This is a genomic window from Pseudomonas sp. KUIN-1 (genome assembly GCF_009176725.1).
In the GTDB taxonomy this organism is placed as follows: domain Bacteria; phylum Pseudomonadota; class Gammaproteobacteria; order Pseudomonadales; family Pseudomonadaceae; genus Aquipseudomonas; species Aquipseudomonas fragariae.
In genome coordinates this window covers 5507675-5533651 of sequence record NZ_AP020337.1, presented here as the reverse complement: position 1 = coordinate 5533651, position 25977 = coordinate 5507675, and the positions used below count along the sequence as shown (strand labels likewise).

23 protein-coding genes are annotated in these 25977 nt (G+C 60.6%); 10 read left to right on the top strand and 13 right to left on the bottom strand.

The features are described from left to right. Positions 1-112: 112 nt before the first annotated feature. The 5 genes from KUIN1_RS25120 to KUIN1_RS25100 form a co-directional block, all read right to left on the bottom strand. Positions 113-2806 (bottom strand): bifunctional diguanylate cyclase/phosphodiesterase, encoded by a 2694-nt coding sequence (locus tag KUIN1_RS25120; protein ID WP_003402271.1) that lies wholly within the window; start codon positions 2804-2806, stop codon positions 113-115. 250 nt (positions 2807-3056) lie between these two features. Next, positions 3057-4469, bottom strand: coding sequence for a multidrug transporter subunit MdtD (mdtD, locus tag KUIN1_RS25115; RefSeq protein WP_003402270.1), 1413 nt, complete (start codon positions 4467-4469; stop codon positions 3057-3059). A gap of 9 nt (positions 4470-4478) precedes the next feature. Then, positions 4479-5804: a TldD/PmbA family protein gene (locus KUIN1_RS25110; protein ID WP_096104194.1), complete on the bottom strand. Its 1326-nt coding sequence runs from the start codon at positions 5802-5804 to the stop codon at positions 4479-4481. Beyond that, a complete protein-coding gene (locus tag KUIN1_RS25105; RefSeq protein WP_060405816.1) occupies positions 5804-7246 on the bottom strand; it encodes a TldD/PmbA family protein in 1443 nt (480 codons plus the stop codon). The genes KUIN1_RS25110 and KUIN1_RS25105 overlap by 1 nt, the downstream gene beginning before the upstream one ends. Positions 7247-7369: 123 nt before the next feature. After that, complete coding sequence (locus KUIN1_RS25100; protein WP_011269215.1) at positions 7370-8410, bottom strand: threonine aldolase family protein; 1041 nt, start codon at positions 8408-8410, stop codon at positions 7370-7372. 99 nt (positions 8411-8509) lie between these two features. Here KUIN1_RS25100 and KUIN1_RS25095 point away from each other — a divergent pair, with 99 nt between their 5' ends. Further along, a complete protein-coding gene (locus KUIN1_RS25095) occupies positions 8510-9256 on the top strand; it encodes a TraX family protein (protein WP_003402257.1) in 747 nt (248 codons plus the stop codon). Positions 9257-9746: 490 nt separating this feature from the next. Here the strand turns inward: KUIN1_RS25095 and KUIN1_RS25085 are convergent, their stop codons facing one another. Both KUIN1_RS25085 and KUIN1_RS25080 read right to left on the bottom strand, forming a co-directional pair. Then, positions 9747-10943 (bottom strand): class I SAM-dependent rRNA methyltransferase, encoded by a 1197-nt coding sequence (locus KUIN1_RS25085; protein ID WP_003393654.1) that lies wholly within the window; start codon positions 10941-10943, stop codon positions 9747-9749. 85 nt (positions 10944-11028) lie between these two features. Continuing rightward, positions 11029-11568: a type 1 glutamine amidotransferase domain-containing protein gene (locus KUIN1_RS25080; RefSeq protein ID WP_003372548.1), complete on the bottom strand. Its 540-nt coding sequence runs from the start codon at positions 11566-11568 to the stop codon at positions 11029-11031. Positions 11569-11806: 238 nt separating this feature from the next. Between KUIN1_RS25080 and KUIN1_RS25075 the strand changes: the two genes are divergently transcribed. The 3 genes from KUIN1_RS25075 to KUIN1_RS25065 all read left to right on the top strand — a co-directional run bounded on the left by KUIN1_RS25075 (position 11807) and on the right by KUIN1_RS25065 (position 13913). After that, positions 11807-12619, top strand: a complete 813-nt coding sequence (locus tag KUIN1_RS25075; RefSeq protein WP_172452203.1) for an HDOD domain-containing protein — start codon at positions 11807-11809, stop codon at positions 12617-12619. Positions 12620-12664: 45 nt separating this feature from the next. Continuing rightward, positions 12665-13477 (top strand): bifunctional DNA-formamidopyrimidine glycosylase/DNA-(apurinic or apyrimidinic site) lyase, encoded by an 813-nt coding sequence (gene mutM, locus KUIN1_RS25070; RefSeq protein WP_003372546.1) that lies wholly within the window; start codon positions 12665-12667, stop codon positions 13475-13477. Positions 13478-13574: 97 nt separating this feature from the next. After that, positions 13575-13913 carry a hypothetical protein gene (locus KUIN1_RS25065; protein WP_054091254.1) on the top strand — a complete coding sequence of 113 codons (339 nt, stop codon included), beginning with the start codon at positions 13575-13577 and terminating at the stop codon, positions 13911-13913. Between the two features lie 9 nt (positions 13914-13922). Here the strand turns inward: KUIN1_RS25065 and KUIN1_RS25060 are convergent, their stop codons facing one another. Continuing rightward, positions 13923-14174: a YfhL family 4Fe-4S dicluster ferredoxin gene (locus KUIN1_RS25060; RefSeq protein WP_003316325.1), complete on the bottom strand. Its 252-nt coding sequence runs from the start codon at positions 14172-14174 to the stop codon at positions 13923-13925. A gap of 98 nt (positions 14175-14272) precedes the next feature. Continuing rightward, on the bottom strand, positions 14273-14752 hold the full coding sequence (coaD, locus tag KUIN1_RS25055) for a pantetheine-phosphate adenylyltransferase (RefSeq protein ID WP_003348749.1): 480 nt from the start codon (positions 14750-14752) through the stop codon (positions 14273-14275). Positions 14753-15120: 368 nt separating this feature from the next. On the opposite strand from coaD, the gene KUIN1_RS25050 reads away from it, so the two are divergent. Then, positions 15121-15783, top strand: a complete 663-nt coding sequence (locus tag KUIN1_RS25050; protein WP_011269213.1) for a TetR/AcrR family transcriptional regulator — start codon at positions 15121-15123, stop codon at positions 15781-15783. A gap of 54 nt (positions 15784-15837) precedes the next feature. Continuing rightward, a complete protein-coding gene (locus KUIN1_RS25045) occupies positions 15838-16692 on the top strand; it encodes a sulfurtransferase (protein ID WP_024659943.1) in 855 nt (284 codons plus the stop codon). Positions 16693-16699: 7 nt separating this feature from the next. Here the strand turns inward: KUIN1_RS25045 and KUIN1_RS25040 are convergent, their stop codons facing one another. From KUIN1_RS25040 to KUIN1_RS25020, 4 genes are all read right to left on the bottom strand, one after another. Continuing rightward, the gene (locus tag KUIN1_RS25040) at positions 16700-17734 is read right to left on the bottom strand and encodes a hydrolase (protein WP_032619941.1); all 1035 of its coding nucleotides are present in this window, start codon (positions 17732-17734) and stop codon (positions 16700-16702) included. Positions 17735-18019: 285 nt separating this feature from the next. Further along, complete coding sequence (gene rsmD / locus KUIN1_RS25030; protein WP_058823419.1) at positions 18020-18610, bottom strand: 16S rRNA (guanine(966)-N(2))-methyltransferase RsmD; 591 nt, start codon at positions 18608-18610, stop codon at positions 18020-18022. After that, entirely contained in the window at positions 18610-20100 is a 1491-nt protein-coding gene (locus tag KUIN1_RS25025) for a M16 family metallopeptidase (RefSeq protein ID WP_060405814.1), read from the bottom strand. Before KUIN1_RS25025 ends, rsmD begins: the two co-directional genes overlap by 1 nt. Further along, on the bottom strand, positions 20097-21449 hold the full coding sequence (locus KUIN1_RS25020; RefSeq protein WP_024641853.1) for a M16 family metallopeptidase: 1353 nt from the start codon (positions 21447-21449) through the stop codon (positions 20097-20099). Before KUIN1_RS25020 ends, KUIN1_RS25025 begins: the two co-directional genes overlap by 4 nt. Before the next feature lie 255 nt (positions 21450-21704). On the opposite strand from KUIN1_RS25020, the gene ftsY reads away from it, so the two are divergent. The 4 genes from ftsY (at position 21705) to rpoH (ending at position 25882) form a co-directional block, all read left to right on the top strand. Then, entirely contained in the window at positions 21705-23210 is a 1506-nt protein-coding gene (gene ftsY / locus KUIN1_RS25015) for a signal recognition particle-docking protein FtsY (protein WP_103713740.1), read from the top strand. Beyond that, a complete protein-coding gene (gene ftsE, locus KUIN1_RS25010) occupies positions 23207-23878 on the top strand; it encodes a cell division ATP-binding protein FtsE (protein ID WP_002555631.1) in 672 nt (223 codons plus the stop codon). The genes ftsY and ftsE overlap by 4 nt, the downstream gene beginning before the upstream one ends. Beyond that, positions 23875-24909 carry a permease-like cell division protein FtsX gene (ftsX, locus tag KUIN1_RS25005; protein WP_003402234.1) on the top strand — a complete coding sequence of 345 codons (1035 nt, stop codon included), beginning with the start codon at positions 23875-23877 and terminating at the stop codon, positions 24907-24909. Before ftsE ends, ftsX begins: the two co-directional genes overlap by 4 nt. Before the next feature lie 118 nt (positions 24910-25027). Then, positions 25028-25882 (top strand): RNA polymerase sigma factor RpoH, encoded by an 855-nt coding sequence (gene rpoH, locus KUIN1_RS25000; protein WP_003402233.1) that lies wholly within the window; start codon positions 25028-25030, stop codon positions 25880-25882. The last annotated feature ends 95 nt before the right edge of the window (positions 25883-25977 follow it).

Genomic DNA, 25977 nt, shown 5'->3' with positions numbered 1-25977 from the left:
GGCCAGGACGGATGAATGCAATTACATAGGTCCCGTTACACGTAGAAACAAGTGCTGCCGTGTAATAACAGACTGACAGTGTGCCCGAGAGAGCGGGGTGCAGGGAAGGTTGTCAGGCGGATGGGCGACGAGGGTAGCGCTTCAGTTTCTCGATCAGCTCTTGGCCTGGGATAGGCCTGTCGAACAGATAGCCCTGGCCGACATCGCAGCGGTGGCGTCGCAGGAAAGCCAGCTGAGCCGCAGTTTCAATGCCTTCGGCGACCACTTTGAGCTTGAGGTTGTGAGCCATGGCGATGACCGCGGAGGTGATTTCCATGTCGTCTTCATCATCCGGAATATCGCGGATGAAGCTGCGATCGATCTTGATCACATCGATGGGGAATTTCTTCAGGTAACTGAACGACGAGTAACCGGTGCCGAAGTCGTCCATGGCCAGCGACAGGCCGAGTTTTTTCAACGAGTCGAGTTGCTGGCGGGTATCTTCTGTCGCTTCCAGTAGCAGGCCTTCGGTCAGCTCCAGTTCCAGCAGCGAGGGGTCAAGCTCTTCTTCTTTTAGGATGGCGGCAATCGATGACACCAGTTCCGGGTCGGAAAACTGCTTGGGCGATACATTGATGGCCACTTGCAGGTTGCCGAACCCTGCGGCAGTCAGGTCCTTGCTCATGCGACAGGACTGACGCGCGACCCATTTACCGATGGGGATGATCAGGCCGGTCTCTTCGGCCACGCTGATGAACTGGTCCGGTCGGATCATGCCTTTTTCAGGATGATTCCAGCGCAACAGCGCCTCCATGCCCAGCAGGCGACCGGTCAGCAGGCACAGCTTGGGCTGATAGAACACCTCCAGCTCGTTCTGGGTCAGGGCGCGGCGCAGGTTGTTTTCCACGAACAGCTTGTAGCTGGCCTCGGCATTCAATGCTTCGGTAAACACCTGAACCTGATGTTTGCCATTGGCTTTGGCCTTGTGCAGGGCCAGACCGGCGTTTTTCATCAGGGTCTGCGGGTCACGACCGTGCAGTGGCGCGCAGGCGAGGCCCACCGAGCCGGTGACGCTGATCAGCTGATTGTCGACGAACATCGGCTTGTCCAGCGTGGCCAGCACCTGGGTGGCGGTGGCGTGCCCGGCTTCCTGATCGGTGTTGTCGATCAGCACGGCAAATTCGTTACTGGCAAAGCGCGCCAGTATGTCGGACGGGCTCAAGGTATTGCGCAGGCGCCGCGCCAGGCTGATCAGCAGTTTGTCACCGGTCTGGTGGCCAAGGCTGTCGTTGATGCGCTTGAAGTTATCGATGTCGACCAGCAACAGGCTCATCGGCGTATCGGTGTCGCGGGCAAAGCGTTCGTCCAGATTGCGGATAAAGGCCGGACGGTTGCCCAGGTTGGTCAGGTTGTCGGTGTACGCCAGGCGCTCGATGCGCTGCTGGGCCAGCTTGCTCTGGGTGATGTCTTCGTAGATGCCGATATAGTGCGTCAACTCGCGGTTGTCGCCGTACACCTTGGAAATCGACAGCTGGCCCCAATAGGGTTCGAGGTTCTTGCGCCGGCTTTTGAACTCGCCCTGCCAGCTGTTGCTGTTGGTCAGGCTGGAGTTGGCTTCCAGCAGCAACTGGTTGAGGTTTTCCAGCGCGGGCAATTCCGACAGCTTGTGCCCGGAGACTTCCTCCGAGCTGTACTGGGTGATCGCCGTGAAACTCGGGTTTACGTATTCGACCACGCCGTTGCAGTTGACCAGCAGAAAGGCGTTGGCGCTTTGTTCGACCGCGCGTTGGAACAGGTGTAGTGCGTTGGTCGCAGCCCGACGGTTATGGTTGTTGATGACCTGGGCAAACTGGTCAGCCAGCTCGCCGGCGAAGGCGATCTCGTCGGACTGCCATTCGCGCGTCGAGCCGGACTCTTCCAGGCACAGCACGCCGATCACCTGGCCATCGATACGAATACTGGCATCGAGCACCGCCCTGGTTTCTCCAGGATTCAGGCTTTTGGCCATTTCGCAGGTGCGCGGGTCAGTCTGGATATTGCTGGCGTCGATCGCCCGGCTGGTATTCAGCGCTTGCAGGTAGGTGGGGTAGGGGCTGATATCCACCGGCGTGCGTGACTGATAGTCGCCGGTTTCACGGCTGTAGTCGGTGATCGGCTCCAGGCGCTTGTCGTTGAGGTTCCAGATACTGACATGATCGACATCGTAGATATCACAGGCGCTTTTGGTGATCAGCTCTGCCGCTTCGAGCAGGGTATTGGCCGTGGTGTAGCGATGTCGGGTCAGGCGCAGGATCAGATCCTGCTGGGCGCGCACGCGCTCCAGGTGGGCAAACTGGTCGCGCTGGGCGCGCTGGTTGAGTTCCAGGGCAATCTGCAGTCGCAGGTTGCGGGTTTCCAGATCGGAGTCCGTGACCGGTTCGCCAGTCGTGACAAGGCCTTCGACGATCAGAAAATAACCACGTAACAGATGGCGGTTGTGCTGTTTGTAGGCTTCGCCGATTTCCAGCAGGCCAAGCGGGCCCTTGGGGCTGTGAAGGGTGTAACGAATCAGGTAATTCGGGGAAGAGGCCAGTTGCAGCTGGATGTCATCGTGCAGTTGATAACGAGCTTCCGGCTCCATGAGGCTGGCATAAGGGGATCCAATCAAGGCGCAAAGGTCAACGGCTGCCAGTCCGAACTGCCTTTCGCAATTTGGATCGAGAAACAATAGCGCCCAATTGGCTTCATTCAGCCGCTCGAAACGCAGCATGCCCAGGCGCGAGGGCACTGGCAATTGCGTCACTACCTCGGCTGCGGATCTACCGGCAGCATCGGTTTGGCTTTTCATGAACAAACTCGCTTCCGGAATACTAGTCGCGACAGGGGTAAACCCCACTTTCGCGTATGGCAAGGTTGCATCATGCGGCCCGTGCTTACAAGAGACCACAGTGGCTTAGTGCTATAAAAGTGTCGGCCGGTTGTCCAGGTTCTTCAGTGTATCTGGTCGGATACTCAAATTCGTTGATTTTTCGGGCGAAACCCCCGTTTTCCAGGGGAATTCGCTTTGCAGATGTGCTCCAGTCACGAGCCGTTGTCAATCAGGCTTTGGCTATCCTGGGCTCCTTCGCGGGCAATTGCAGGAAAATACCTGCTGCAAACATGGCCAGCACCCCGACACTCAGGAAGGTCAGCTGGAACGCCCCCAGCATGCTGCTGACCTCGCCGGTGGCAACTTCTTCGCTGAAACCACCCAGCAAGGCTGCTGCGCTTGCCACGCCAAGACTCAGCGACAGCTGTGCCACGACCGAGAGCAGGCTGTTGCCACTCGCTGCACTGGCATCGTCCAGATCGATCAGAGTGACCGTATTCATCGCCGTGAACTGCAAGGAGTTGACCGCGCCAAGCAGTCCCAGATGCACCAGCAACACCCAGTATGGGGTTTGCACATCGACCAGCGCCAGGCTGGCCAGCAGGATGCCCAGCAGCAGTGTGTTGCCGGTCAGAATCATGCGATAGCCCAGCCGCTCGATCAGCCAGCGGGCGACAGTCTTGGCGAACATGCCAGCGGCGGCCAGTGGCAACATGCTCATACCCGCCTGAGACGGCGAATACCCCAGCGCCACTTGCAGCAGCAATGGCACCAGAAACGGCAGGGCACCGCTGCCCAGACGGGCGAACAGGTTGCCCATGATGCCGACCGCAAACGTTCGGGTACGGAACAATGAAGGGGCAAACAACGGCGATTCGATGTGCCCGGCACGCAGCCAATACGCTGCCAGACAGCCCATTCCGGCAAACAGCAGCAGTACCACGCGCATGTGTGGAAGGTGCAGCTCGCCCAGGCCCTCCAGGGCAATGGTGATCAGTATCATCGCCGCGCCAAACAGGATGAAGCCAACGCCGTCAAACCGGGTTCGACCGCCTCCCGGAAGATCAGGAATGAAGTGTTTGACGGCATAGCAACCGAGGATGCCGACCGGAATGTTGATCAGGAAAATCCAGTGCCAGCTCAGGTACTCCACCATCCAGCCGCCAAGCGTCGGGCCCAGCAATGGGCCCAAAAGGCCCGGCACGGTGATAAAACCCATGATTCGCACCAGCTCCGAGCGCGGATAGGCGCGCAATACGATCAGGCGCCCGATGGGCAGCATCAGCGCGCCCCCCAGCCCCTGAATCACCCGGGCGGCCACCAGCACGTTCAGTGACCAGGACAGCGCGCACAGCAATGATCCGAAGCTGAACAGCAGGATGGCGCTGAAGAAGATGCGCTTGATCCCGAACCGGTCGGCGATCCAGCCCGAAGCCGGGATCAGCAGCGCAATGGTCAGCATGTAGGCGATGACCACCGACTGCATGCGCAACGGGTCTTCTGCCAGTGAGCGGGCCATGGACGGCAAGGCGGTGTTGAGAATCGTGCCGTCCAGGCTTTGCATGAAGAATGCGATGGCGATGACCCAGGGCATCCAGCGCAGGGTCTTTTCGTCCATGATCGGCGCTGCTGAGTTCTGCATAGGCTCCTGCTATAGCGTGAGGGTGAGTCGGCTGATCAATGCACCAGGCAACTGGATTGAACCGGTCTGGCGCTGACTGTAGGTGCTCGATTGGAGAATCAGTTCCCTTTCTCTGGTCAGGTCCTCCAGTGCGCTGCCCAGCAGGCTGTAGGCGCTGTCATCGAAACGCATGGTGCTCACTGGCGCGACGATCTTGCCCTCTTCGACCCAGAACGTTGCGAAACGTGTCATTCCGGTGAGGCGCGCAGCGGCGCGGTCGGAGAAGTTCAGATACCAGAGGTTGCTGATGTAAAGCCCGGTGCCGAGCCTGGCGAGGATCTGATCCAGCTCCAGCGAACCGCCGGCAATACTCAGCGCGCTTGGGCCTTCGCCGTAATCCGCGCCGTTGGCAGGCAGGCCGTATTCGGCTGCGCTGCTCGAATCCACCAGTCGATCGCGGGCTTGCCCGTCGACGATCAGTTTCAGGTCCTTGCGCGGGTAGCCTTCGCGTGAAAACGCTGGCGAGAGTGAACCGCTGACTTTTTCGTCGAAGTTGACCAACGGGCTGAAAGGCGTCTCGCCGTCATACAGCCTCTGCAACGGGCTGCGTTTACTGGCCAGTGACTGCGCGGAAAATCCGCCCCAGGTGAGCATGCCGATGACTTCGTCCAGAGCCGCTGGCGCCAGGTACGCGCGGTATTGTCCGGGCTTGAGTGCATGCAGCGGGCGGCCGAGAAACTCCAGCTGTTCGCGGGCCTGTTGAAAACGCTGCACGAAGGCTTCGTCGCTCCAGTGGTGACCGGCGTAGTTGGCTTTCACGGCCTGGCCGTTTTCGTGAAACAGGCTCCAGTCGAAATTGAAGCTGTTGGCCTGATGCCAGCCCAGCGCGCCCCAGGAACTGGCGAAGCCGCGGTAAAGCGGGCCTGCCGCATAAAAGCCTACCAGGTCCAGATCGCCTGCCAGTTCGCTGATCTGCTCGACAACCCGGGCGCTGTCCGGCAGCGGCAAGTCTTGAACGTTACTGCTTTGCCAGGCAGTCGTGTTCGGCAACAGATAGGGATCCCTGGCCAGCGACGGCAGTGTTTCGCGCAATTGTTGCAGGGCGTCGACAAGGCGCTGCTGGTCGGTCTCGGCGTCGCCGGACAAGGTCAGTTCCAGATTGGCATGCCGGCCGTCATCGATCAGTTTGAACGTGGCGATGACCTGCTGGACGCTCCCGGCCTGTCGAACCTGGCCGTGGTTGAACCGGATGAAGTCAGACGCCTCGGCGTCGTAGGCCAGAGTGAAGTGTTCCGTCGGGCTGATGGCAGCCTTGAGCACGGCGACCAGCGCCTCGAACTGCTGTTGGTGCGACATCAGGCATCTCCTCCAAACACATCGACATTGGCAAACACACACGCCGGAGAGGCATGACCTACGCGGATCACCTGGTTGGGTTCGCCCTTGCCGCAGTTCGGCGTGCCCAGCACTTTGAACGTGCTGGCATCACCTACGGCGCTGAGGTTTTTCCAGAATTGCGCGGAGATCGCCCGGTAATTAGGATTTTTCACCACGCCCTTGAGCTCGCCGTTCTCGATCAGCTGGCCCCATTCGCAGCCGAACTGGAATTTGTTGCGTGCGTCATCAATGGACCAGGAGCGATTGCTCGACATCAGAATGCCGTGCTCGATGTTGCCGATCAGACTGTCCAGCGACTGGTCACCCGGTTCGATGTTCAGGTTGGCCATGCGATCGATGGGTGCACGGTTCCAGCTGGAGGCGCGGCTGTTGGCGACGCCTGCCAGACCGCTGCGGTATTGCGACAGGGCACCACCGAGCGGGCGCTGCAGCAGGCCGTCACGAATCAGGAACTGCTTGCTGGCTGACGTGCCGTCGTCATCGTGCGCGTAGCTGGCCAGTTGCTCGGGAATCTCCGGGTCGAAGGTTACGTTGAGCAGGCTGGAACCGTATTGCAGGGTGCCGAAGTCAGTCGTTTTGACGAAACTGGTGCCTGCGTAATTGCGCTCGTCACCGAGAATCCGGTCCAGCTCCAGGGGGTGGCCGATGGACTCGTGAATCTGCAGGACCATCTGATCGGGCATCAGCAGCAGGTCGCGTGGGCCTGATGGTGTGTTGGGGGCGAGGATCAGCTGCAAGGCCTCGTCGGCAACAGTGGCGGCAGACCCGATCAGGCCGCAACTGCTCAGCACTTCGATGCCACCTTGCTGGCCGAAGTTATGCCCGCCCAGGGTGCGCGTCTGGCTGTCGCGACCGTCGTAGGCCGTCACGCTCATGCCGGGAAACACGAAGCGCTGTGCCTGACGCAATTCTGCGCCCGCGCTGTTGAGGTAGATTTGCTCGACGGTTTCCAGGTCCAGTATGGCCTGCCAGTTGACCAGGCGTTCGTCTGCCGGGACCGCGCTGGATTCGGCCATCAACAGGCCGATGCAGTCGCTCAGCGGCGGGAAGGCTCGATCCATGTTTGGCGACAGGTAGTCAGCCTTGGCGCTCGAGACAGCTTGATCGCTCAGGTCCAGCAGCGCATGCGGTGCCAGACGGCGGGCCAGCGTTTCGGCCTGCTGCAAGGCCGCCTGCAAACCCTTCAGGGAGATGTCGTTGGTGGCGGCGTAGGCTTCAACGCCGTTCAGGCGCACGGTCAGCATGGCACCCTCGTCGCTGATCAGTGACGGCGGCTCGGCCACATTCTTGCGCACGCACAGGCGCTGGCCGGTGCGGTGCACGTAACGTACGGAAAAGAATTGCGCTTCACTCTGCAGGGCAGCGAAATGCTGCTTGAGCCGGGCGGAGAAATCGAACATGCAGACAAGCTCCTTCTTGAGGGCGGTCGGTAAAGTCCGGACGGCCTTGTGGGCCGTTTGCCGTCAAGAAGGAGATTAACCCGTCGCTCGTCAGGCTGCACCTGCAAGCTTGATTTAGACGCTTCAGCCCTGCATCACCAGCCTGATATCGGCGGCCAGTTCACGCACGCGGTCTTCTTCGGTGTCCCACGAGCACATGAAACGGGCGCCGCCGTTGCCGATGAAGGTGTAGAAGCGCCAGCCGCGGGCGGTCAATGCAGCAATGGCCGGCTCCGACAGCTGCAGGAACACGCCATTGGCCTGCACCGGGAACATCAGCTCCACGCCAGGAATGTCCTTGACCAGTTCGGCGAGCAGTTGCGCACAGCGGTTGGCGTGACGGGCGTGTTTGAGCCAGGCGTCGTTTTCCAGCAGGCCGACCCACGGTGCAGACAGGAAGCGCATCTTCGACGCCAGTTGCCCGGCCTGCTTGCAGCGATAGTCGAAGTCTTCAGCCAGATCATGGTCGAAAAACAGAATGGCTTCGCCCACCGCCATACCGTTTTTGGTGCCGCCGAAGCACAACACGTCAACGCCGGACTTCCAGGTCAGTTCAGCCGGGGAAGCCTCCAGAAAGGCGCAGGCATTGGAGAAGCGGGCACCGTCCATGTGCAGGTGCAGGCCCAGTTCCTTGCAGGTCGCGCTGATCGCCTTGAGTTCTTCCGGCTGATAGACGCCGCCCACCTCGGTGGCCTGGGTGAGGGTCACGACGCGCGGCTTGGGGTAGTGAATGTCCTGACGCTTGAGCGCCACTTCACGAATCGATTCCGGGGTCAGCTTGCCGCCCGCGCTGCGGGCTGTCAGCAGTTTGGAACCGTTGGAGAAAAACTCCGGCGCACCGCATTCATCGGTTTCGACGTGAGCCGTTTCCGAACAGATGACACTGTGGTAACTCTGGCACAGCGATGACAGTGCCAGCGAGTTGGCCGCCGTGCCGTTGAAGGCGAAAAACACTTCGCAGTCGGTTTCGAACAGTCGGCGGAAATCATCCGAAGCGCGGGCAGTCCATTGATCGTCACCATAAGCGCGTTGATGGCCCTTGTTCGCCTGCTCCATGGCTGCCCAGGCTTCAGGGCAGATACCGGAATAGTTGTCGCTGGCGAACTGTTGGCTTTGGTCTGTCATGGCCGATTCCTTATGGGCGATTATGGTGCGCACTGTAGCGACAATATAAGGTTCGGTCATGTGTTGGCTGCATGACGCAATTCCCCGTTCAGGAGCACTATGGATCTTTCCAACCCGCCTTTTCTGCCCGGACGCAACAAGGCGCTGGACCTGCTCAAGTGGCTGGCGATGTTGAGTATGGTGCTTGACCACCTTCGCTATGTGGGCTGGTCAGTCGATTTTCTTTACGTGCCGGGGCGTTTTGCCTTTCCCTGGTTCTGTCTGGCCATCGCCGTGAATCTTTCCCGGCGCAGCGCAGCGATTGTGGCCCCGAGGGTGCAATGGCGTTATCTGGGCTGGCTGCTGGCATTTGCCGGGCTGGCGGAGATTCCGTATCGGCTGTTCATGGCTGACGCGACGGTGCTGAATGTGATGCCGACCCTGCTGCTGGGGCTGGTGATTGCTCAGGGCTGGCAGCATCGCAATCCGACGACGCGAGTGATGGCCCTTGTCGCACTGCTGCTGACGGCGATCTTCCAGAAATACCTGATGTTTGGCTTTGCCGGTGTGCTGCTGCCGCTGGTCTTTGTGCTGGTGCTGGAAAAGCGGCTCTGGTATGCGGTGTTCCCGGCGGTCTTTTGTCTGGCGGGTAATGCGTGGTCGCAGATGTTTGCCGGTGCGAGCTGGGGCGATCCGATTTCCATCGGTTCGATAGTCGCCTGCGTGTTGGCGCCTGTGCTGGGCATCGCGCTGCTGCGGGCGAAGCCCGGGTTCGCAGTGATTCCCATGCGGCGCTGGGCCTACGCGATCTACCCGCTGCACTTTCTGCTGTTGCTGGGGTTGCGGATGGTGTTGGGCAGGGGTTGATCGGGAGTGTGCAGTGCGTCCTCACACACTTCTCGTTCCTCACGCTCCGCGTGGGAATGCAGTTCGTGACGCTCTGCGTCACACAGGGGTTCTGCGATGTCAGGTGGATGGGGGGGGGCGGCTCAGGTCACCTTTTCGCCTCTCGGCGACTCACTTTGAGGGACCAAAGTGAGCAAAGTCCTCGCTCCGGTTTCCGGCCCGACTTCGTCGGGTTCCTTCGCCCTGTCACTGATCCGGGGGTCGCCGCAACGGGCCCTCCATGGCCCGGTGCGGCTAGCCTGGCGTCCTGCCAGGCTACCCCCGGATCAGCGCCAGGACTCAGCCGTCACTAACGTCGCACTCTGCGTCGTCAGCGCCACCGTGGGAGAAAAGCACTTTTGCGGCAGTGGCTGCGGTCTTGACTATCGTGCCAACGCAGAGCATTGGCACGATAGTCATAGTCAGGAACAGCGAGCTCTTGCAGGAGCGAAGAGGTCGGGGCGCTTCGGTATCAGCTGTTGGGCAGCAACCGGCAGGTGATGCTTTTGATGTAGCGCGTTTCGGCGATCGCCGGGTGTACCGGATGGTCCGGGCCCTGGCCGCCGCGTTCCAGCAGCTGGATGTTGCGGTCCAGATGGCGGGCGCTGGTCAGGAGGATGTTTTGCAGGTCGTCTTCCGGCAGGTGCATCGAGCACGACGCGCTGACCAGAATGCCGTCCTTGCTGAGCAGGCGCATGGCTTGCTCGTTCAGGCGGCGGTAGGCGCCTTCACCGTTTTTCATGTCTTTCTTGCGTTTGATGAACGCAGGCGGATCAGCGACGATCACGTCGAAACGCTCTTCAGCGGCTTTCAGTTCCTTGAGCGCTTCGAAGACATCGCCTTCGATGCAGGTCATTTTTTCTGCAAAGCCGTTCAGGGCTGCGTTGCGCTCCACGCCATCGAGGGCGAAGGACGACGCGTCGACGCAGGTGACGTCGCTGGCACCGAACGCCGCGGCCTGAATCCCCCAGCCGCCGATATAGCTGTACAGGTCCAGCACACGCTTGCCTTTGACGTAAGGAGCGATGCGCGCGCGGTTCATGCGGTGGTCATAGAACCAGCCGGTTTTTTGCCCGGCCATGACCGGTGCTTCGAACTTCACACCGTTCTCTTCCAGTGCGACCCATTCCGGTACCAGACCGAAAACAGTCTCGACGTAACGATTCAGGCCTTCCGCATCGCGAGCCGCCGAATCGTTCTTGAACAGGATGCCGCTTGGCTTGATGACCTGAACCAGCGCCGCAATGATGTCTTCCTTGTGGTTTTCCATCGTGGCCGAGGCCAGCTGAACGACCAGAATGTCGCCGAAACGATCGACCACCAGACCCGGCAGCAGGTCGGAGTCGCCGTAGACCAGGCGGTAGAAGGGCTTGTCAAACAGGCGCTCACGCAGCGACAGCGCAACGTTGAGGCGATGGACGAGCAGAGACTTGTCGAGCGGCAGCTTGATGTCGCGCGACAGCAGGCGTGCGCAGATCAGGTTGTTGGGGCTCATGGCGACGATGCCCAGCGGCTTGCCGCCCGCAGCTTCGAGGATGGCCTGATCACCGGCTGCAAAACCATGCAGTGGGGTGGCGGCTACATCGATCTCGTTGCTGTAGACCCACAGATGACCGGCGCGCAGGCGGCGGTCGGCGTTGGCTTTGAGGCGCAAGCTAGGCAGGGACATGACGTCGCTCCTGAAAAAAGAGCGGGATTATAGCGCGTCATCCCGGCGCTGGGCCGGGATGACTGCAATTAACTGACGGAATCTGTCAGGCAGACAGTGCTTCGATCAGTTTGCTGTTGAACGCGGGGATGTCGTCGGGTTGACGGCTGCTGATCAGTTTGCCGTCGGTGACGACTTCCTGATCGACCCATTTCGCGCCAGCATTGACCAGGTCATCTTTCAGCGTCTTGAAGCTGGTCAGGGTTTTACCTTTTACCAGTCCTGCCGAGATCAACAGCCAGCTGCCATGGCAGATAACCGCCACCGGCTTGCCCGCGGCCTCGATGTCCTTGACGATCTTCTGCGCGTCGCTGTCTATGCGGATGGTGTCTGAGTTCTGTACTCCGCCCGGCAGCACCACACCATGGTAGTCACTGGCGTTGGCAGCCTTGAACGTGCCGTCGATCTTGAAGTCATCGGCAGGTTTGTCGTGATTCCAGCCTTTGACCTTGCCCTCTTCAGCGGAAAGGATTTCCACGGTGGCGCCTGCTTGCTCCAGCGCTTCTTTCGGACCGGTCAGTTCAACCTGTTCGAAACCGTCGGTTACAAGAATTGCTATGCGTTTGCCAGTCAATGCTTTAGACATGGGATCCTCCAGTGTCGGGCTTAAAAGTAGCGTCTGGCAAGCCGTTTTGCAGCCGCCGTTCACGCCGTTAACACAGAGTCCGAAGCTTCGTACCGGGCAAAGTTCCGAGAATATCTTCGTCTCGGATGATGGACCGTTTCTCCGCAAGGGGTCAGAATCCAGTCATCACCGTGAGTAAATTCCTATGTCCGAAGAGCTAAGCCCAGAACAGATCCAGCAAGCGTTGCAGGGCATCAGTGTGCCCCCGCAGCCGCAAATCATGGTGGACCTGCAGATGGAGCAATACATGCCCGACCCGGACCTGGGGGCGATTGCGCGATTGATCGCGCAGGATCCCGGGTTGTCCGGGGCGCTGTTGAAGATCGTCAACTCCGCCCACTACGGCCTGTCCAACAAGATTGCCTCCATCGACAAGGCGGTAAACCTGCTGGGCAGTCGGACGGTGATCAACCTGATCAACGCGCAGTCGATCAGGGGCGAGATGACCGATGAAACCATCGTCGCGCTCAACCGCTTCTGGGATACGGCGCAGGATGTCGCCATGACCAGTCTGACCCTGGCCAAGCGCATCGGCTCGCAGACGGCAGACGAGTCCTATGCTCTGGGCCTGTTTCACGACTGCGGCATTCCGTTGATGCTCAAGCGTTTCCCCAACTACATGCCAGTGCTGGAAGAGGCCTACGCCAACGCGGGGCCCGATTGCCGCATCGTCGATACTGAAAACAGCGCCTTCGACACCAACCATTCGGTGGTTGGCTATTACACGGCCAAATCCTGGCGTCTGCCTGCGCACATTACCGACGCGATTGCCAACCATCACAACGCATTGGCGATCTTTCAGGACGATACCAGTCGTAATGCCACGCTCAAGAACCTCCTGGCGCCCCTGAAAATGGCCGAGCATATCTGCCAGTCCTATCGGGTACTGGGCAACCAGGACGAGGACCACGAGTGGGAATCCATCGGTGCGCTGGTGCTGGACTACGTGGGTTTGTCCGAATATGACTTTGAATACCTGAGGGAAAGCATTCGCGAGCTGGGCGCGCGCTGATCCGGCGCCGCCCCGGCCTGTCCTTTCTGCACGACCGAGTTGTCCATGCCTGAATTACCTGAAGTCGAAACCACCCGTCGTGGCATTGCGCCGCATCTCGAAGGTCAGCGCGTCAGCCGCGTGATCGTGCGCGACAGCCGCTTGCGCTGGCCCATTCCCGAAGACCTGGACGTGCGCCTGTCCGGCCAGCGCATCGTGCAGGTCGATCGGCGCGCCAAGTACCTGCTGATCCAGGCCGAGGTGGGCACCCTGATCAGCCACCTGGGCATGTCCGGGAATCTGCGTCTGGTCGAGGCCGGGCTTCCGGCGCTCAAACATGAGCATGTCGATATCGAACTGGAGTCCGGGCTGGCCTTGCGATATACCGACCCGCGTCGCTTCGGCGCGATGCTCTGGAGCCTTGATCCGCATAATCACGAACTGTTGATTCGCCTCGGGCCGGAGCCGCTGACCGATCTGTTCGATGGCGAGCGTCTTTACGAGCGTTCGCGTGGCAAGTCGATCGCGGTCAAGCCGTTCGTCATGGACAACGCCGTTGTGGTCGGGGTGGGCAATATCTATGCGACCGAAGCGCTGTTCGCCGCGGGCATCGACCCGCGCCGCGAAGCGGGGAGTGTGTCCCGGGCGCGTTACCTGAAGCTGGCCATCGAGATCAAGCGTATTCTGGCCTACGCCATAGAGCGTGGCGGCACCACCCTGCGTGACTTCATCGGCGGTGACGGCAAGCCCGGGTATTTCCAGCAGGAATTGTTTGCATATGGGCGTGGCGGTCAGCCATGCAAGGTGTGCGGCACGACGCTGCGTGAGGTCAAACTCGGCCAGCGCGCCAGCGTGTATTGCCCGAAATGCCAGCGCTGAAATACGCATGACAGGGGCTCTGGGCCATTTGCTTAACCCACAGCCCTGTTTATAGTGATGGCACCTTAATTATTTGCTACGCCTGAAGGATCAAGCCATGAGCCCGTTTCGTATTCTCGCTGCCACGCTGGCATTGTTCATCGGCCTGCAGGCACTGCCGGCGGTTGCCGCCGATGTCTCCACAGGCAGCGGCGATCCGGTCTACACCATCCAGAACCCGCCGGCGTTTGCCATGATCGGTGACTTGCTGATTGCCCGCCCCTTGCTGATCGCGGCCACCGTCATCGGCACGGGACTGTTCGTGATCGCTGCGCCTTTTGCGGCGGCAGGCGGCAACCTCGGGGCAACAGGCAAGGCGCTGGTGGTGGATCCGGGCAAGGCAGCCTTCGTGCGTTGTCTGGGTTGCACGGGCGACGGATACGGCAAGCAGCAGTAAAGACCGTTATCAGGCCTTGCTGGTGATGATCCGGTATTTGTCCATCAACTGCTCTTTGCTCTCGACGTGATTCTCATCCAGGGGGATGCAGTCGACCGGGCAAACCTGCTGACATTGAGGCTCGTCGTAGTGACCGACGCATTCGGTACACAGGTTCGGGTTGATCACGTAGATCTCCTCGCCTTGTGAAATCGCCTCGTTTGGGCACTCGGGTTCGCAGACGTCGCAGTTGATGCAATCGTCAGTGATGATAAGGGACATGAATTGCTCCTGCCGCGGCCGACGCCGGGGCACATTAAAACCAATGCGGCGAATTGTGCCGCATTAGGCTTCGGGATGCACCTTCACATGCAGCGCGTCTAGCGCTTGAAGCGTTCGGTCAGCGCCTGGGCAACTGCAGGGTGAACGAACTTGGTGATATCACCGCCCAACGCGGCGATTTCACGCACTAACGTCGAGGAAATGAACGAGTAGCGCTCCGACGGGGTGAGGAACAGGCTTTCGACGTCCGGTGCCAGCTGACGATTCATGTTGGCCAACTGAAACTCGTATTCGAAGTCCGAGACGGCACGAAGTCCGCGCAGAAAGACATTGGCATTCTGTTCCTTGGCAAAATGCGCCAGCAGGGTCGAAAAACCGACCACTTCCACATTGGGCAAGTGCTTGGTGACTTCGCGGGCCAGCTCGACGCGTTGCTCCAGAGGGAACAGCGGGTTTTTCTTCGGGCTGGCGGCAACCGCAATGACCACTTGGTCGAACAGGCGCGAGGCGCGCTCGACCAGATCTCCATGGCCCTTGGTAATCGGGTCGAAGGTGCCTGGGTACAACACTCGGTTCATCGCGTCGTCCTGGTCGGAGTCCGTTGTGGGACTCGGATGGTATCGCAGCCTTCCCGATGGGCCAAGCTGTGCGGCAGGTATCAAACGTCGTATTGCGCCGATTATCGGCCATGTTTCTACTGAAATCCCTGATTTTGGGGCTATTTGGCGCAGTCACGAGGCCTGGTCGGCGTATGAAAAAGTTTGTAAGGATGACGCTGGTTGATGAGCGAGGTGTCATGCGGATTTTCGGTCCGTCCGGGTGTCGGCCCAGGTCCGTGTGCCTGCGTCGACATAACACTCTCACCGCGACGATTCTGCCACCATTGCAGCATCAGCCTGCGCTAAGATTGCCATCATCTGATCAGCATAGAGTGGTCTGGCCCAGCATGGCACCGCGTACCAAAACCCGTGAACGAATCGTGCAAACCAGTCTGGAACTGTTCAATCAGCAGGGTGAGCGTAGTGTGACCACCAATCACATCGCTGCGCATATGGAAATCTCGCCCGGCAATCTCTATTACCACTTCGCCAACAAGCAGGCGATCATCGCCGAACTGTTCTCCGAGTACGAGGTGCTGATCGGCAGTTTCCTGACCTTGCCAGCCGATCGTGCGCCGACCATCGAGGACAAGCGCGATTACTTCCTGGCGATCATCGACGCCATGTGGCGCTACCGTTTTCTGCACCGTGACCTTGAGCACCTGCTGACGTCCGATGAGGAGCTGGCGCGGCGCTATCGGCGTTTCTCATACCGCTGTCTGATGCAGGCGATGACCATCTATCGGGGATTCATCAAGGCAGGCATCCTGAAGATGGATGAGTCGCAGATCGAGTGGACCAGTCTCAACACCTGGATCGTCCTCACGTCGTGGGTGCGTTTTCTGTGCACCAACCGGGAAAACTCCACGCAGATCAACCAGTCGGCTATTCGACGTGGCGTCTATCAGGTACTTATGCTCGAATCTGTTTTTGTCGCGCCTCAGGCTCGCGAAGCGTTCGATGCACTGTGCGAAACGTTTCACGCGTCGCTGCCCGAGGTTCTGATGTGAATTCCGGGACCGACGAGCAGCCTGCTTGTCAGTTCTCTGCCACGGGAGAGTGTCATGTCCATTGCGCAACTGATCAACCCTGAGCAACTGGCTGAACGCCAGAAAACTCCAGGCCTGGTGATTCTCGATTGCCGTTACGCGCTCGAAGATTCCGACTACGGTCAACGCAGTTACGCCCAGGGGCATATCGAAGGCGCGTCTTTTGCCGATCTGAAGCGCGACCTCAGCGGGACTGTGATCAAGGGCAAGACCGGACGTCATCCACTGCCCGATCCCGCCGCTTTGCTGCAATGCTTTCAGGCATGGGGCATCAACGCCGACAGCGATGTGGTGCTGTATGACGATGGGCCGGGAATGTATGCCGCACGGGCCTGGTGGTTACTGGCGTGGATGGGCAAGCGTGAAGGCGTCTACCTGCTCGATGGCGGGCTGAAGGCCTGGCACGCGGCGGGGCTGCCGTTGAGCCTTGATGCGCCGAATCGTGAACCCGGTCATTTCAGCGGTGAGCCGGACATGTCCATGGTGCTCAGCGGCAGTCGCTTGCAGGGTCGTCTGGGGCGCCCGGAAATGACCCTGATCGACGCGCGCGCCGAAGCCCGCTTTCGAGGCGACGTAGAGCCTATGGATCCGGTGGCCGGGCATATTCCCGGTGCGCAGTGTGCCGCCTGTACCGACAACCTCGGCGCGGACGGACGCTTTTTGCCGCCCGGGCAGCTCGGGCAGCGTTTCGCCGAAAAGCTGCAGGATCGCCCGCCGGAGAGTCTGGTGTCCTATTGCGGTTCAGGTGTCACCGCCTGCCACAACCTGTTCGCCCTGTGTCTGGCTGGCTATCCGCTGGCTACGCTGTATGCGGGGTCGTGGAGCGAGTGGATCACCGATCCTGAGCGTGAAATCGCCACGGGCGCCTGATTCGTTATCAAATCGTGGGCGAGCCTTCGCGCTCCTGAGCGGCGCATAACCACAGCGGGATGCGACGTTCGAGGTAGTAACGCGGAGTGCGAAGCGAGCCTTCGACGAAGCCGACATGCCCGCCTTTGGTGTGCAGTTCGAATTCGGTGCAGGACGATAGCTCGCTGGGTTCGGGCAGGCTGTGGGGGAACACGAACGGGTCGTCGCTGGACTGGATGATCAGCGTCGGCGTCTGAATCTGGCCCAGGTAGTAGCGGCTGGACGCCCTGCGGTAATAATCCGTGGCATCGGTAAAGCCGTGCAGTGGTGCAGTCACCCGGCCATCGAAGTCCCAGAAGGTGCGCATGTTCTCCAGTGAACCCAGCGCGGCGAGTTCGGCCAGCCCCTCGCTGATGCCTTCATGCTGGAACCGATGCTGCTTGTCACGGATATAAGCCAGCATTTCGCGCATGAAGTGCCGCTGATAAACCCGCGAGAAGCCTTGGCCGATACGGTTGGCGCATTCGTCCAGACGAAACGGCACGGACACCGCCACGGCCCCCCGCAAATCACTGTTGGCGCCGGATTCACCCAGGTACTTGAGCAACACATTGCCGCCCAGCGAATACCCCACCGCATAAATCGGAGCCAATGGCCGCAGCGAACGCAAATGGGCGATCACCTCGGCCAGATCCTCGCTCGCCCCGGAGTGATAACTGCGCGACAGCAGGTTGGGCTCTCCCGAGCAACCGCGCCAGTTCAACGCCACACTCGGCCAGCCCTGCGCCGCCATGGCTTTTTGCAGACCGGCGACATAGGGCGAGTTGGACGATCCGGTCAGGCCGTGCAATACCAGCACCAAGGGTTTATCGGGCTGATCAGGACCATGCCAGTCCATGTCCAGAAAATCCCCATCCTGCAGCCACAACCGCTCGCGCGTGCGCGCCAGCAACGTCGGCTTGCGCAGCAGCGGCCCCCAAAGCGTCTGCAAATGCGGATTGCCCATGCCGACGGCCGGGACGAATGGATTGGCATGGGACACAAAGGTAGGGCGTGTGGGCACGTGCTTGCTCAATGATCGGTTCAGGGGTGACTGGCTATACGTTGCCACTAAGCAGTCGGGGATGTAAGGGGGAAGCGCCGGAATGTATTCATGACACTCTGCATGACCACGAGGACGCGGAGCGTCCAGAACTGCATGCCGACGCAGAGCATCGGCACGATAGTTACAAGAGTCTCGTTCCGCACGCTCCAGCGTGGGAACGCCGTTCATGACGCTCTGCGTCGTCAAGAGGACGCGGAGCGTCCAGAACTGCATGCCAAACGCGGAGCATTGGTACGTGAGCTGTCAGGCCTGGCCCCGCTGCCACAACGCGTAATACACCTGCCCGGCCTTTTTCTCGCGGTGCAATCGCCAGCTGCCCGGCAAGCCGGTGGTCGATGGCGGGGTTTCGCTTTCGGTGTAGATCCAGGCGGTGTCGGCCAGCCAGCCGTGGCTTTCCAGCAGGTTGCAGGCTGAAGCCAGCAGGCCCTGATGGAAGGGCGGGTCGAGGAATACGACGTCGAAGGGCGAGGCGGTGGCGGTTTCCAGATGGCGCAGGGCGTCGGTCTGGGAGACCTGGCCGCTGGCGCAGTTCAGGGCATTGAGGTTCTGGCGCAGGCTGGCGATGGCCGCGGCGTTGCTGTCCAGCGCCAGGCCCATGCTGGCACCACGCGACAGGGCCTCGAAAAACAGCGCGCCGCTGCCGGTGAAGACATCCAGTACCCTGGCGCCGGCAATGTAAGGCGCGAGCCAGTTGAACAGGGTTTCGCGCACGCGGTCCGGCGTCGGGCGCAAGCCGGGTGCGTCGGGGAAGGTCAGGCGGCGGCTGCCCCATTCTCCGCCGATGATACGAAGCTGACCCAGGCCGTTGTGGCCCTTCGGACGTGGATTGGCCATCAGTGTTCCGGGACCCCTGCAGGTTGGCGGACGGGTTTGTCGGTCGGCGCCGGCAATGGTTTTTGCTCAACGGTAGGACCCACGGTGACGATGACCATCTTGTCGGCGCTCAGGTGCTTGCTCATGGCTGCTTTCACCTGTTCGACGGTCACGTTCTGGGCGGCGGCCATGTAGTCCTCGAGGTAGGTCAACGGCAGGTTGTAGAAGCCGATGGCACCCAACTGACCCACGATGGCCGAATTGCTGGCTGCGGTCAGCGGGAAGCTGCCGGTCAGTTCGCGCTTCACATCGTCGACTTCTTTCTGCGTGGGACCGTTGGCGAGGAAGTCGCGAACGATGTCCTGCACCAGCTTGAGGGTGTTTTCGCTCATTTCCGCACGCGTCTGCAGGCCGATCATGAACGGCCCCGCCACCTGCATGGCGGTGAAGCCGGAAGACACGCCGTAGGTCAGGCCACGTTTTTCCCGGACTTCGGTCATCAGCCGGCTGCCGAAGCCGCCACCGCCCAGTACCGAGTTACCCACGGTCAGTGCTGCATAGTCGGGGTCGTTGCGATCGACACCCAACTGCGCGAGCATCAGGTGCGTCTGGTTGGAGGCAAATTCGATGTGCGTGGTGCCGGCCTTGGGCTCGACCGGGTCAGCGACCTTGGCCAGCGCCGGGCCTTTGGGCAACGAGGCCGAGACCTGTGCCGCGATGGCCTGCGCTTCGTCTCGCGACAGGTCGCCGACCAGGGCAATCACCGCATTGCCCGCCGCGTAGCCTTTGGCGTGGAATGCCTTGAGCTGAGCCAGGGTAATGGCGTTGACGCTCTTGGCGTCGCCTTCGCTCGGATGAGCGTAGGGGTGATCGCCGTACAGACGATTGAACAGCTCCTTGCTGGCGATAGCGCCGGGGCTCTGTTTCTGAGTCTCGAAGCTGGCGATCAACTGGTTCTTGATGCGGGCCAGGGAGTCGGCAGGGAAGGTGGGCTTGCCCACCACCTCACTGAACAGCTTCAGGGCCGGATCGCGCTTGTCCGCAGCACTCAGGCTGCGCAGCGAGGCCACCGCCATGTCGCGGTAGGACCCGTTGCTGAAGTCGGCGCCCAGGCCTTCGAAGCCCTGGGCGATGGCGTTGACGTCCTTGCCTTTGATGCCCTCGTTGAGCATGGCGTTGGTCAGCAGGGCAATGCCGGGCGATTTCTGGTCCTGGCTGCTGCCGGCGGCGAACGTCAGGCGCATGTCGAACATCGGCAATTCGCGGGACTCCACGAACAGCACGCGGGCGCCCTCGGCGGTATTCCAGGTCTGGATATTCAGGGCGCGACGGGCCGGAGCCTTGCCGTCCAGTTCCTTGAGGGTCTGCAGGTTGCTGCCCAGCGCGGGAGCGGCCTGGCTCTGCTCGGCAGGGGCGTCGTCGGCCAGGGCCGGCAGTGCGAAAAAGGCACCGAGCGAACCGGCCAGGATCAGGCCAAGCAGCGCATGACGTGGAGCATTGCGCGTGATCATTTGGCTTTCTCCTCAGGCAGAACGTGCGCAACGCTGAGGCGCTCACGGGTGAAATAGGTGTTGGCAGCTTTCTGGATGTCTTGCGGAGTCACGCTTTGCAGCGCCTCCAGTTCATTGTCCATCAGCTTCCAGGACAGGCCGACGGTTTCCAGCTCTCCGATCATGGTCGCCTGGCTGGTGATCGAGTCGCGCTCATAGACCACCCCGGCAATCACCTGAGCCCGGACACGCTCCAGCTCCTCGGCGGACGGTGCCTTGGTTTTCAGCTCATCGAGCAGGCGCCAGATCCCGGCTTCCACATCGGCCAGGGTTTTCTTCTTCTGCTGGTTGGGTGTGGCGCTGATCATGAACAGGCTGTCGCCGCGAGCGAACGCGTCGTAACGCGACGAGGCACCGGAGACCAGCTCTTCGCCACGTTCCAGGCGTGCGGGAATGCGTGCGCTGTAACCACCGTCGAGCAGCGCTGCGATAAGGCGCAGGGCGTTCGCCGAACGTGGATCTTCAGCGGTTGCGACACTCGGTACGTTGAAGCCGTAGATCAGGCTCGGCAACTGGGTTTTGACGTGCAGGGTGATCTTGCGCTCGCCAGGTTCGGCCAGTTCAAGCGGTTTTTTCGAAGGCGGTACAGCGCGGCGCGGGATCGATCCGAAGAAGCGTTCTGCCAGGGCTTTGACGTCGTCCGGCAGCACATCGCCGACCACCACCAGCGTGGCGTTGTTCGGCGCATACCAGGATTCGTACCAGTGGCGCAGTTCTTCGACCTTCATGCGCTCCAGGTCCGCCATCCAGCCGATGGTCGGCGTGTGATAGCCGCTGGCAGGGTAGGCCATCGCCTTGAAGCGCTCGAACGCCTTGCCCATTGGCTGGTCATCGGTACGCAGGCGACGTTCCTCCTTGATGACCTCGATCTCGCGGCTGAACTCGTCGGCGGGCAATTTCAGGGTTGCCATGCGATCGGCTTCCAGCTCCAGCGCGACGCTCAGGCGGTCACGCGCCAGTACCTGGTAATAGGCGGTGTAGTCGTCGCTGGTGAACGCATTCTCTTCAGCGCCCAGATCGCGCAGAATCAGCGAAGACTCGCCCGGTCCGGTTTTGCTGCTGCCTTTGAACATCATGTGTTCAAGTGCGTGGGACAGACCGGTCTGTCCCGGCGTTTCGTAGCTGGAGCCGACCTTGTACCAGATCTGCGAAACCACCACCGGAGCGCGGTGGTCTTCGCGGACAACAACCTTCAGGCCATTGTCGAGGGTGAATTCGTGAGTCGGTTGCGGATCGGCAGCCATTGCTGTCAAAGGCAGACAAATTGTGCTGAGCAGCAGGCCTGCGGCGCGGCGGGCTAGAGCATTCATTCGTAGTTTGAACCTGTAGGACGGCCCGCGTGAACTTAGCGTCGGCGGGCGCGGGGGTGTTAGGATACTGATCCGTTTGCTTCAGAGACAGCCTTCACTGGCCGATTGCGAGTGAAACCTGTCTGAAACGCAGGTAAAGGTAGCTGCACAAGCGGCCGGTGAGTGAACAAGAAGTCCTAAACGCAGTCTGTTTTGCATGTCAGAATTTTCCGGGTCGCCCTCTGGCGCCCCGCAACCTTGAGATAGCCGTCATCCATGTTTGGTTCCAACGACGACAAGAAGACCCCAGCCGAGGCTGGAGAGAAGAAAGGCCTGTTCGGATGGCTGCGCAAGAAGCCGCAGCAAACCGAGCCGAAGCCAGCAGAATCATCCCCGACGCAACCCGACCCGATCGCCGATCAGGTTGCCGCGACGCCGCAGGTTGAGCCTCATGTTGCCTCGCAATCGGTGCCTGAAGTCACTGTCGAAGCAGCTGCGCCTGCATCGCAACTGCATGTGGAGCCCGGCGCGCCTTCGCCTCAGCCCTGGCTGACCTTGCCGGTGACCGAAGAGCCGGTGGCCTTGAGCGACGAGCGCGAGCCGCATGTCACGCCGGCCATCCCTGAACCAAGCCATGCCCCTGTTGCGCCCGAGCCGCTGGAGCCTGAACCCGTCGTAGCGGAGCCTGTGGCGGATATCGTGCCGCTCGGGATGCCTGAGCCGGTGCTGGTTCAGCCTGTTGCAGAGCCAGAGCCAGTCGTCGCGCAGGCAGTGCCGCAACCGGTTCAGCCTGCTGCGCAAGCGCTTGCAGTGCCTGCTCCTGCTCTGACACCCGAGCCGGAAACCGGCAAGGTCGGCTTCTTTGCACGCCTCAAGCAGGGCCTGTCGAAGACCAGTGCCAGCATCGGCGAAGGCATGGCCAGCCTGTTTCTGGGCAAGAAGGCCATCGATGACGACCTGCTCGAAGAAATCGAAACCCGTCTGCTGACCGCCGATGTCGGCGTTGAGGCCACCTCGGTCATCATCAAGAGCCTGACCCAGAAGGTCGCGCGCAAGCAGTTGACCGACGCCCAGGCACTGTACACCTCGTTGCAGGGCGAGCTGGCCGCGATGCTCAAGCCTGTCGAGCAACCGCTGGTGATCAAGGCCGAACACAAGCCGTTCGTGATTCTGGTGGTCGGCGTCAATGGCGCGGGCAAGACCACGACCATCGGCAAGCTGGCCAAGAAGCTGCAACTGGAAGGCAAGAAGGTCATGCTGGCGGCGGGCGACACGTTCCGCGCTGCAGCCGTCGAGCAATTGCAGGTCTGGGGTGAGCGTAATCACATACCGGTCATCGCCCAGCACACCGGTGCCGACTCGGCTTCTGTCATCTTCGATGCCGTGCAGGCCGCCAAGGCTCGTGGCATCGACGTGCTGATCGCCGACACCGCTGGCCGTCTGCACACCAAGGACAACTTGATGGAGGAGTTGAAGAAGGTTCGCCGCGTGATCGGCAAGCTGGACGCAGATGCTCCTCACGAAGTCCTGCTGGTCCTCGATGCGGGCACCGGGCAGAACGCTATCAATCAGGCCAAGCAGTTCAACCAGACCGTCACGCTTACCGGGCTGGCGCTGACCAAGCTCGATGGCACCGCCAAGGGCGGCGTGATTTTCGCCCTGGCCAAGCAGTTCGGCTTGCCAATTCGCTATATCGGCGTCGGTGAAGGTATCGATGATCTGCGTACCTTCGAGGCCGAACCCTTTGTTCAGGCACTGTTTGCGGAGCGGGAGCGTTCATGATTCGATTCGAGCAGGTCGGTAAGCGCTACCCGAATGGACATGTCGGGTTGCATGAACTGAGCTTTCGAGTACGTCGCGGCGAGTTTTTGTTCGTCACCGGGCATTCCGGTGCCGGCAAAAGCACGCTGCTGCGCCTGTTGCTGGCCATGGAGCGTCCGACCACCGGCAAACTGATGCTGGCCGGTCAGGACCTTGGGCAAATCAGCAACGCACAAATCCCGTTTCTGCGTCGCCAGATCGGCGTGGTGTTCCAGAATCATCAGTTGCTGTTCGATCGCACGGTGTTCAACAACATCGCGTTGCCCTTGCAGATCCTCGGCCTGTCCAAGCCCGAGATCGCCAAACGGGTCGACTCGGCGCTTGAGCGGGTGGCGTTGTCCGACAAGGCCGAGCTGTACCCCGGTGACCTCTCTACCGGTCAGCAACAGCGTGTCGGCATTGCCCGCGCCATCGTTCACCGCCCGGCCCTGCTGCTCGCCGATGAACCGACCGGTAACCTCGACCCACGCCTGGCAGCGGAAATCATGGGTGTTTTTGAAGATATCAACCGACTGGGGACCAGCGTGCTGATCGCCAGTCACGACCTTGCATTGATCGCCCGCATGCGCCATCGCATGCTGACCCTGCAGCGCGGTCGTCTGATCGGTGACGGGGAGGCCGGAGTATGAGTGCCACACGCAGCCCCAAGGTTTCAGAGCGCGTCGCGCCCAAAGCCGCCGATCCGGTGCCGCCGAAGCAGAAAAAGCAGCGCCACGACCACGATGACGACGGCCCTGATTTCAGCGCGCTGTTGTCTGCCTGGCTGGAAAGCCATCGCTCCAGTCTGCTGGACAGCCTGCGCCGCCTGGGCAAGCAACCGATTGGCAGTTTCTTTACCTGTCTGGTCATGGCGATTGCCTTGAGCCTGCCGATGGGCTTGTCGTTGCTGCTGAGCAATGTCGAGCGTCTGGGAGGTTCGTGGCAGCGCGCGGCGCAGATTTCGATCTACCTGAACCTGGATGCCAGCACCGCTGATGGCACTCGCCTGCGCGATGAAATCAAGGCGATGCCCGGCGTGGCAGATGCCGAGTACATCAGCAGCGAACAGGCGTTGGGCGAGTTCAAGCAACAGTCCGGGCTGGGCGAGGCGCTCAAGGAATTGCCGGAGAACCCGCTTCCGGGCGTGGTGCTGGTGACGCCGGACGAAGTGGACAAGCCTGCGCTGGAAGCCTTGCGTACGCGACTGGCCCAATTGCCTAAAGTAGAGCAGGCGCAGCTGGACCTGGTCTGGGTCGAAAGACTGGCCGCGATCCTCAAACTGGGTGATCGGTTCGTTTTCGGCTTGACGGTTTTGCTGGTCTCGGCTTTGCTGTTAGTAATTGGTAACACAATTCGTCTACACATTGAAAACCGCCGAATCGAAATCGAAGTCATCAAGCTGGTGGGCGGTACCGACAGCTACGTGCGCAGGCCTTTCCTTTATATGGGCGCGCTGTACGGCTTCGGGGCAGGCATCCTGTCCTGGGGCGTTCTGGCTTATGGCCTGAACTGGCTGAACGGCGCGGTCGTCGGGCTGGCAGGTCTCTATGGCAGTGACTTCGCGCTGGCCGGTGTGCCGATGGGTGATGGTCTTTCCCTCTTGCTTGGAGCGGTTCTGTTAGGGTATATCGGTGCCTGGATTGCGGTGGCCCGACATCTTCGTGAACTGGCGCCCCGGTAGAGCCACATTATTGTTTCACCAGACTGGCCTCTGAAAATCAAGGAACTTGGTTAGCGGTTCCGGGTCAATCTGGCTAATGCTGAACTGCACATAACCTGTGCGCTGGAGGTTTTTTCGTATGACCACTTCTTTGCAACCTGCTTATGCTTTAGTCCCGGGTGCAAACCTCGAGGCCTATGTGCAAACGGTCAACAGCATTCCATTGCTGACGCCCGAGCGGGAGCGTGAACTGGCTGAGAGTCTCTACTATGAGCAGGATCTGGACGCGGCCCGACAAATGGTCCTCGCCCACCTGCGCTTTGTCGTGCACATCGCTCGCAGTTATTCGGGTTACGGTCTGGCTCAGGCTGACCTGATCCAGGAAGGTAATGTCGGTCTGATGAAGGCCGTGAAGCGTTTCAACCCGGAAATGGGCGTGCGTCTGGTGTCTTTTGCCGTGCACTGGATCAAGGCCGAAATTCACGAGTTCATCCTGCGCAACTGGCGCATCGTCAAGGTCGCCACGACCAAGGCACAGCGCAAATTGTTCTTCAACCTGCGCAGCCAGAAGAAGCGTCTGGCCTGGCTGAACAACGATGAAGTGCATCGCGTCGCGGAAAGCCTGGGCGTCGAACCGCGTGAAGTGCGGGAGATGGAAAGCCGTCTGACCGGCCATGACATGGCCTTTGACCCGGCCGCCGAAGCGGATGACGACAGCGCGTTCCAGTCGCCGGCCAATTATCTGGAAGACCACCGCTACGACCCGGCGCGTCAACTGGAAGATTCCGACTGGACCGACAACTCCACCGCCAATCTGCATCAGGCGCTGGACGTGCTGGACGAACGCAGCCGCGACATTCTCTACCAGCGCTGGCTGGCAGAAGAAAAAGCCACGCTGCACGACCTGGCGCAGAAGTACAACGTCTCCGCGGAGCGTATTCGTCAGCTGGAAAAAAGCGCGATGAACAAGCTCAAGACGTCGATCGCCGCGTAAGGCTACCCGGCAACGAAAAACGCCCCGAGATGATCGGGGCGTTTTTGTTTGTGTATCCGCTATCGTGCGGCGCTCTGCGTCCTCTTTGTGACGCA

What these genes read in the sequence shown, in the direction of transcription:
- KUIN1_RS25045 (WP_024659943.1), top strand. Translation starts at nt 15,838, where the DNA reads ATGTCCATTGCGCAACTGATCAACCCTGAGCAACTGGCTGAACGCCAG.
- ftsY (WP_103713740.1), top strand. Translation starts at nt 21,705, where the DNA reads ATGTTTGGTTCCAACGACGACAAGAAGACCCCAGCCGAGGCTGGAGAG.
- KUIN1_RS25025 (WP_060405814.1), bottom strand. Translation starts at nt 20,100, where the DNA reads ATGATCACGCGCAATGCTCCACGTCATGCGCTGCTTGGCCTGATCCTG.
- KUIN1_RS25060 (WP_003316325.1), bottom strand. Translation starts at nt 14,174, where the DNA reads ATGTCCCTTATCATCACTGACGATTGCATCAACTGCGACGTCTGCGAA.
- KUIN1_RS25020 (WP_024641853.1), bottom strand. Translation starts at nt 21,449, where the DNA reads ATGAATGCTCTAGCCCGCCGCGCCGCAGGCCTGCTGCTCAGCACAATT.
- mutM (WP_003372546.1), top strand. Translation starts at nt 12,665, where the DNA reads ATGCCTGAATTACCTGAAGTCGAAACCACCCGTCGTGGCATTGCGCCG.
- KUIN1_RS25050 (WP_011269213.1), top strand. Translation starts at nt 15,121, where the DNA reads ATGGCACCGCGTACCAAAACCCGTGAACGAATCGTGCAAACCAGTCTG.
- KUIN1_RS25105 (WP_060405816.1), bottom strand. Translation starts at nt 7,246, where the DNA reads ATGTTCGATTTCTCCGCCCGGCTCAAGCAGCATTTCGCTGCCCTGCAG.
- ftsX (WP_003402234.1), top strand. Translation starts at nt 23,875, where the DNA reads ATGAGTGCCACACGCAGCCCCAAGGTTTCAGAGCGCGTCGCGCCCAAA.
- coaD (WP_003348749.1), bottom strand. Translation starts at nt 14,752, where the DNA reads ATGAACCGAGTGTTGTACCCAGGCACCTTCGACCCGATTACCAAGGGC.
- KUIN1_RS25110 (WP_096104194.1), bottom strand. Translation starts at nt 5,804, where the DNA reads ATGTCGCACCAACAGCAGTTCGAGGCGCTGGTCGCCGTGCTCAAGGCT.
- mdtD (WP_003402270.1), bottom strand. Translation starts at nt 4,469, where the DNA reads ATGCAGAACTCAGCAGCGCCGATCATGGACGAAAAGACCCTGCGCTGG.
- KUIN1_RS25095 (WP_003402257.1), top strand. Translation starts at nt 8,510, where the DNA reads ATGGATCTTTCCAACCCGCCTTTTCTGCCCGGACGCAACAAGGCGCTG.
- KUIN1_RS25085 (WP_003393654.1), bottom strand. Translation starts at nt 10,943, where the DNA reads ATGTCCCTGCCTAGCTTGCGCCTCAAAGCCAACGCCGACCGCCGCCTG.
- rsmD (WP_058823419.1), bottom strand. Translation starts at nt 18,610, where the DNA reads ATGGCCAATCCACGTCCGAAGGGCCACAACGGCCTGGGTCAGCTTCGT.
- ftsE (WP_002555631.1), top strand. Translation starts at nt 23,207, where the DNA reads ATGATTCGATTCGAGCAGGTCGGTAAGCGCTACCCGAATGGACATGTC.
- KUIN1_RS25120 (WP_003402271.1), bottom strand. Translation starts at nt 2,806, where the DNA reads ATGAAAAGCCAAACCGATGCTGCCGGTAGATCCGCAGCCGAGGTAGTG.
- KUIN1_RS25080 (WP_003372548.1), bottom strand. Translation starts at nt 11,568, where the DNA reads ATGTCTAAAGCATTGACTGGCAAACGCATAGCAATTCTTGTAACCGAC.
- KUIN1_RS25100 (WP_011269215.1), bottom strand. Translation starts at nt 8,410, where the DNA reads ATGACAGACCAAAGCCAACAGTTCGCCAGCGACAACTATTCCGGTATC.
- rpoH (WP_003402233.1), top strand. Translation starts at nt 25,028, where the DNA reads ATGACCACTTCTTTGCAACCTGCTTATGCTTTAGTCCCGGGTGCAAAC.
- KUIN1_RS25065 (WP_054091254.1), top strand. Translation starts at nt 13,575, where the DNA reads ATGAGCCCGTTTCGTATTCTCGCTGCCACGCTGGCATTGTTCATCGGC.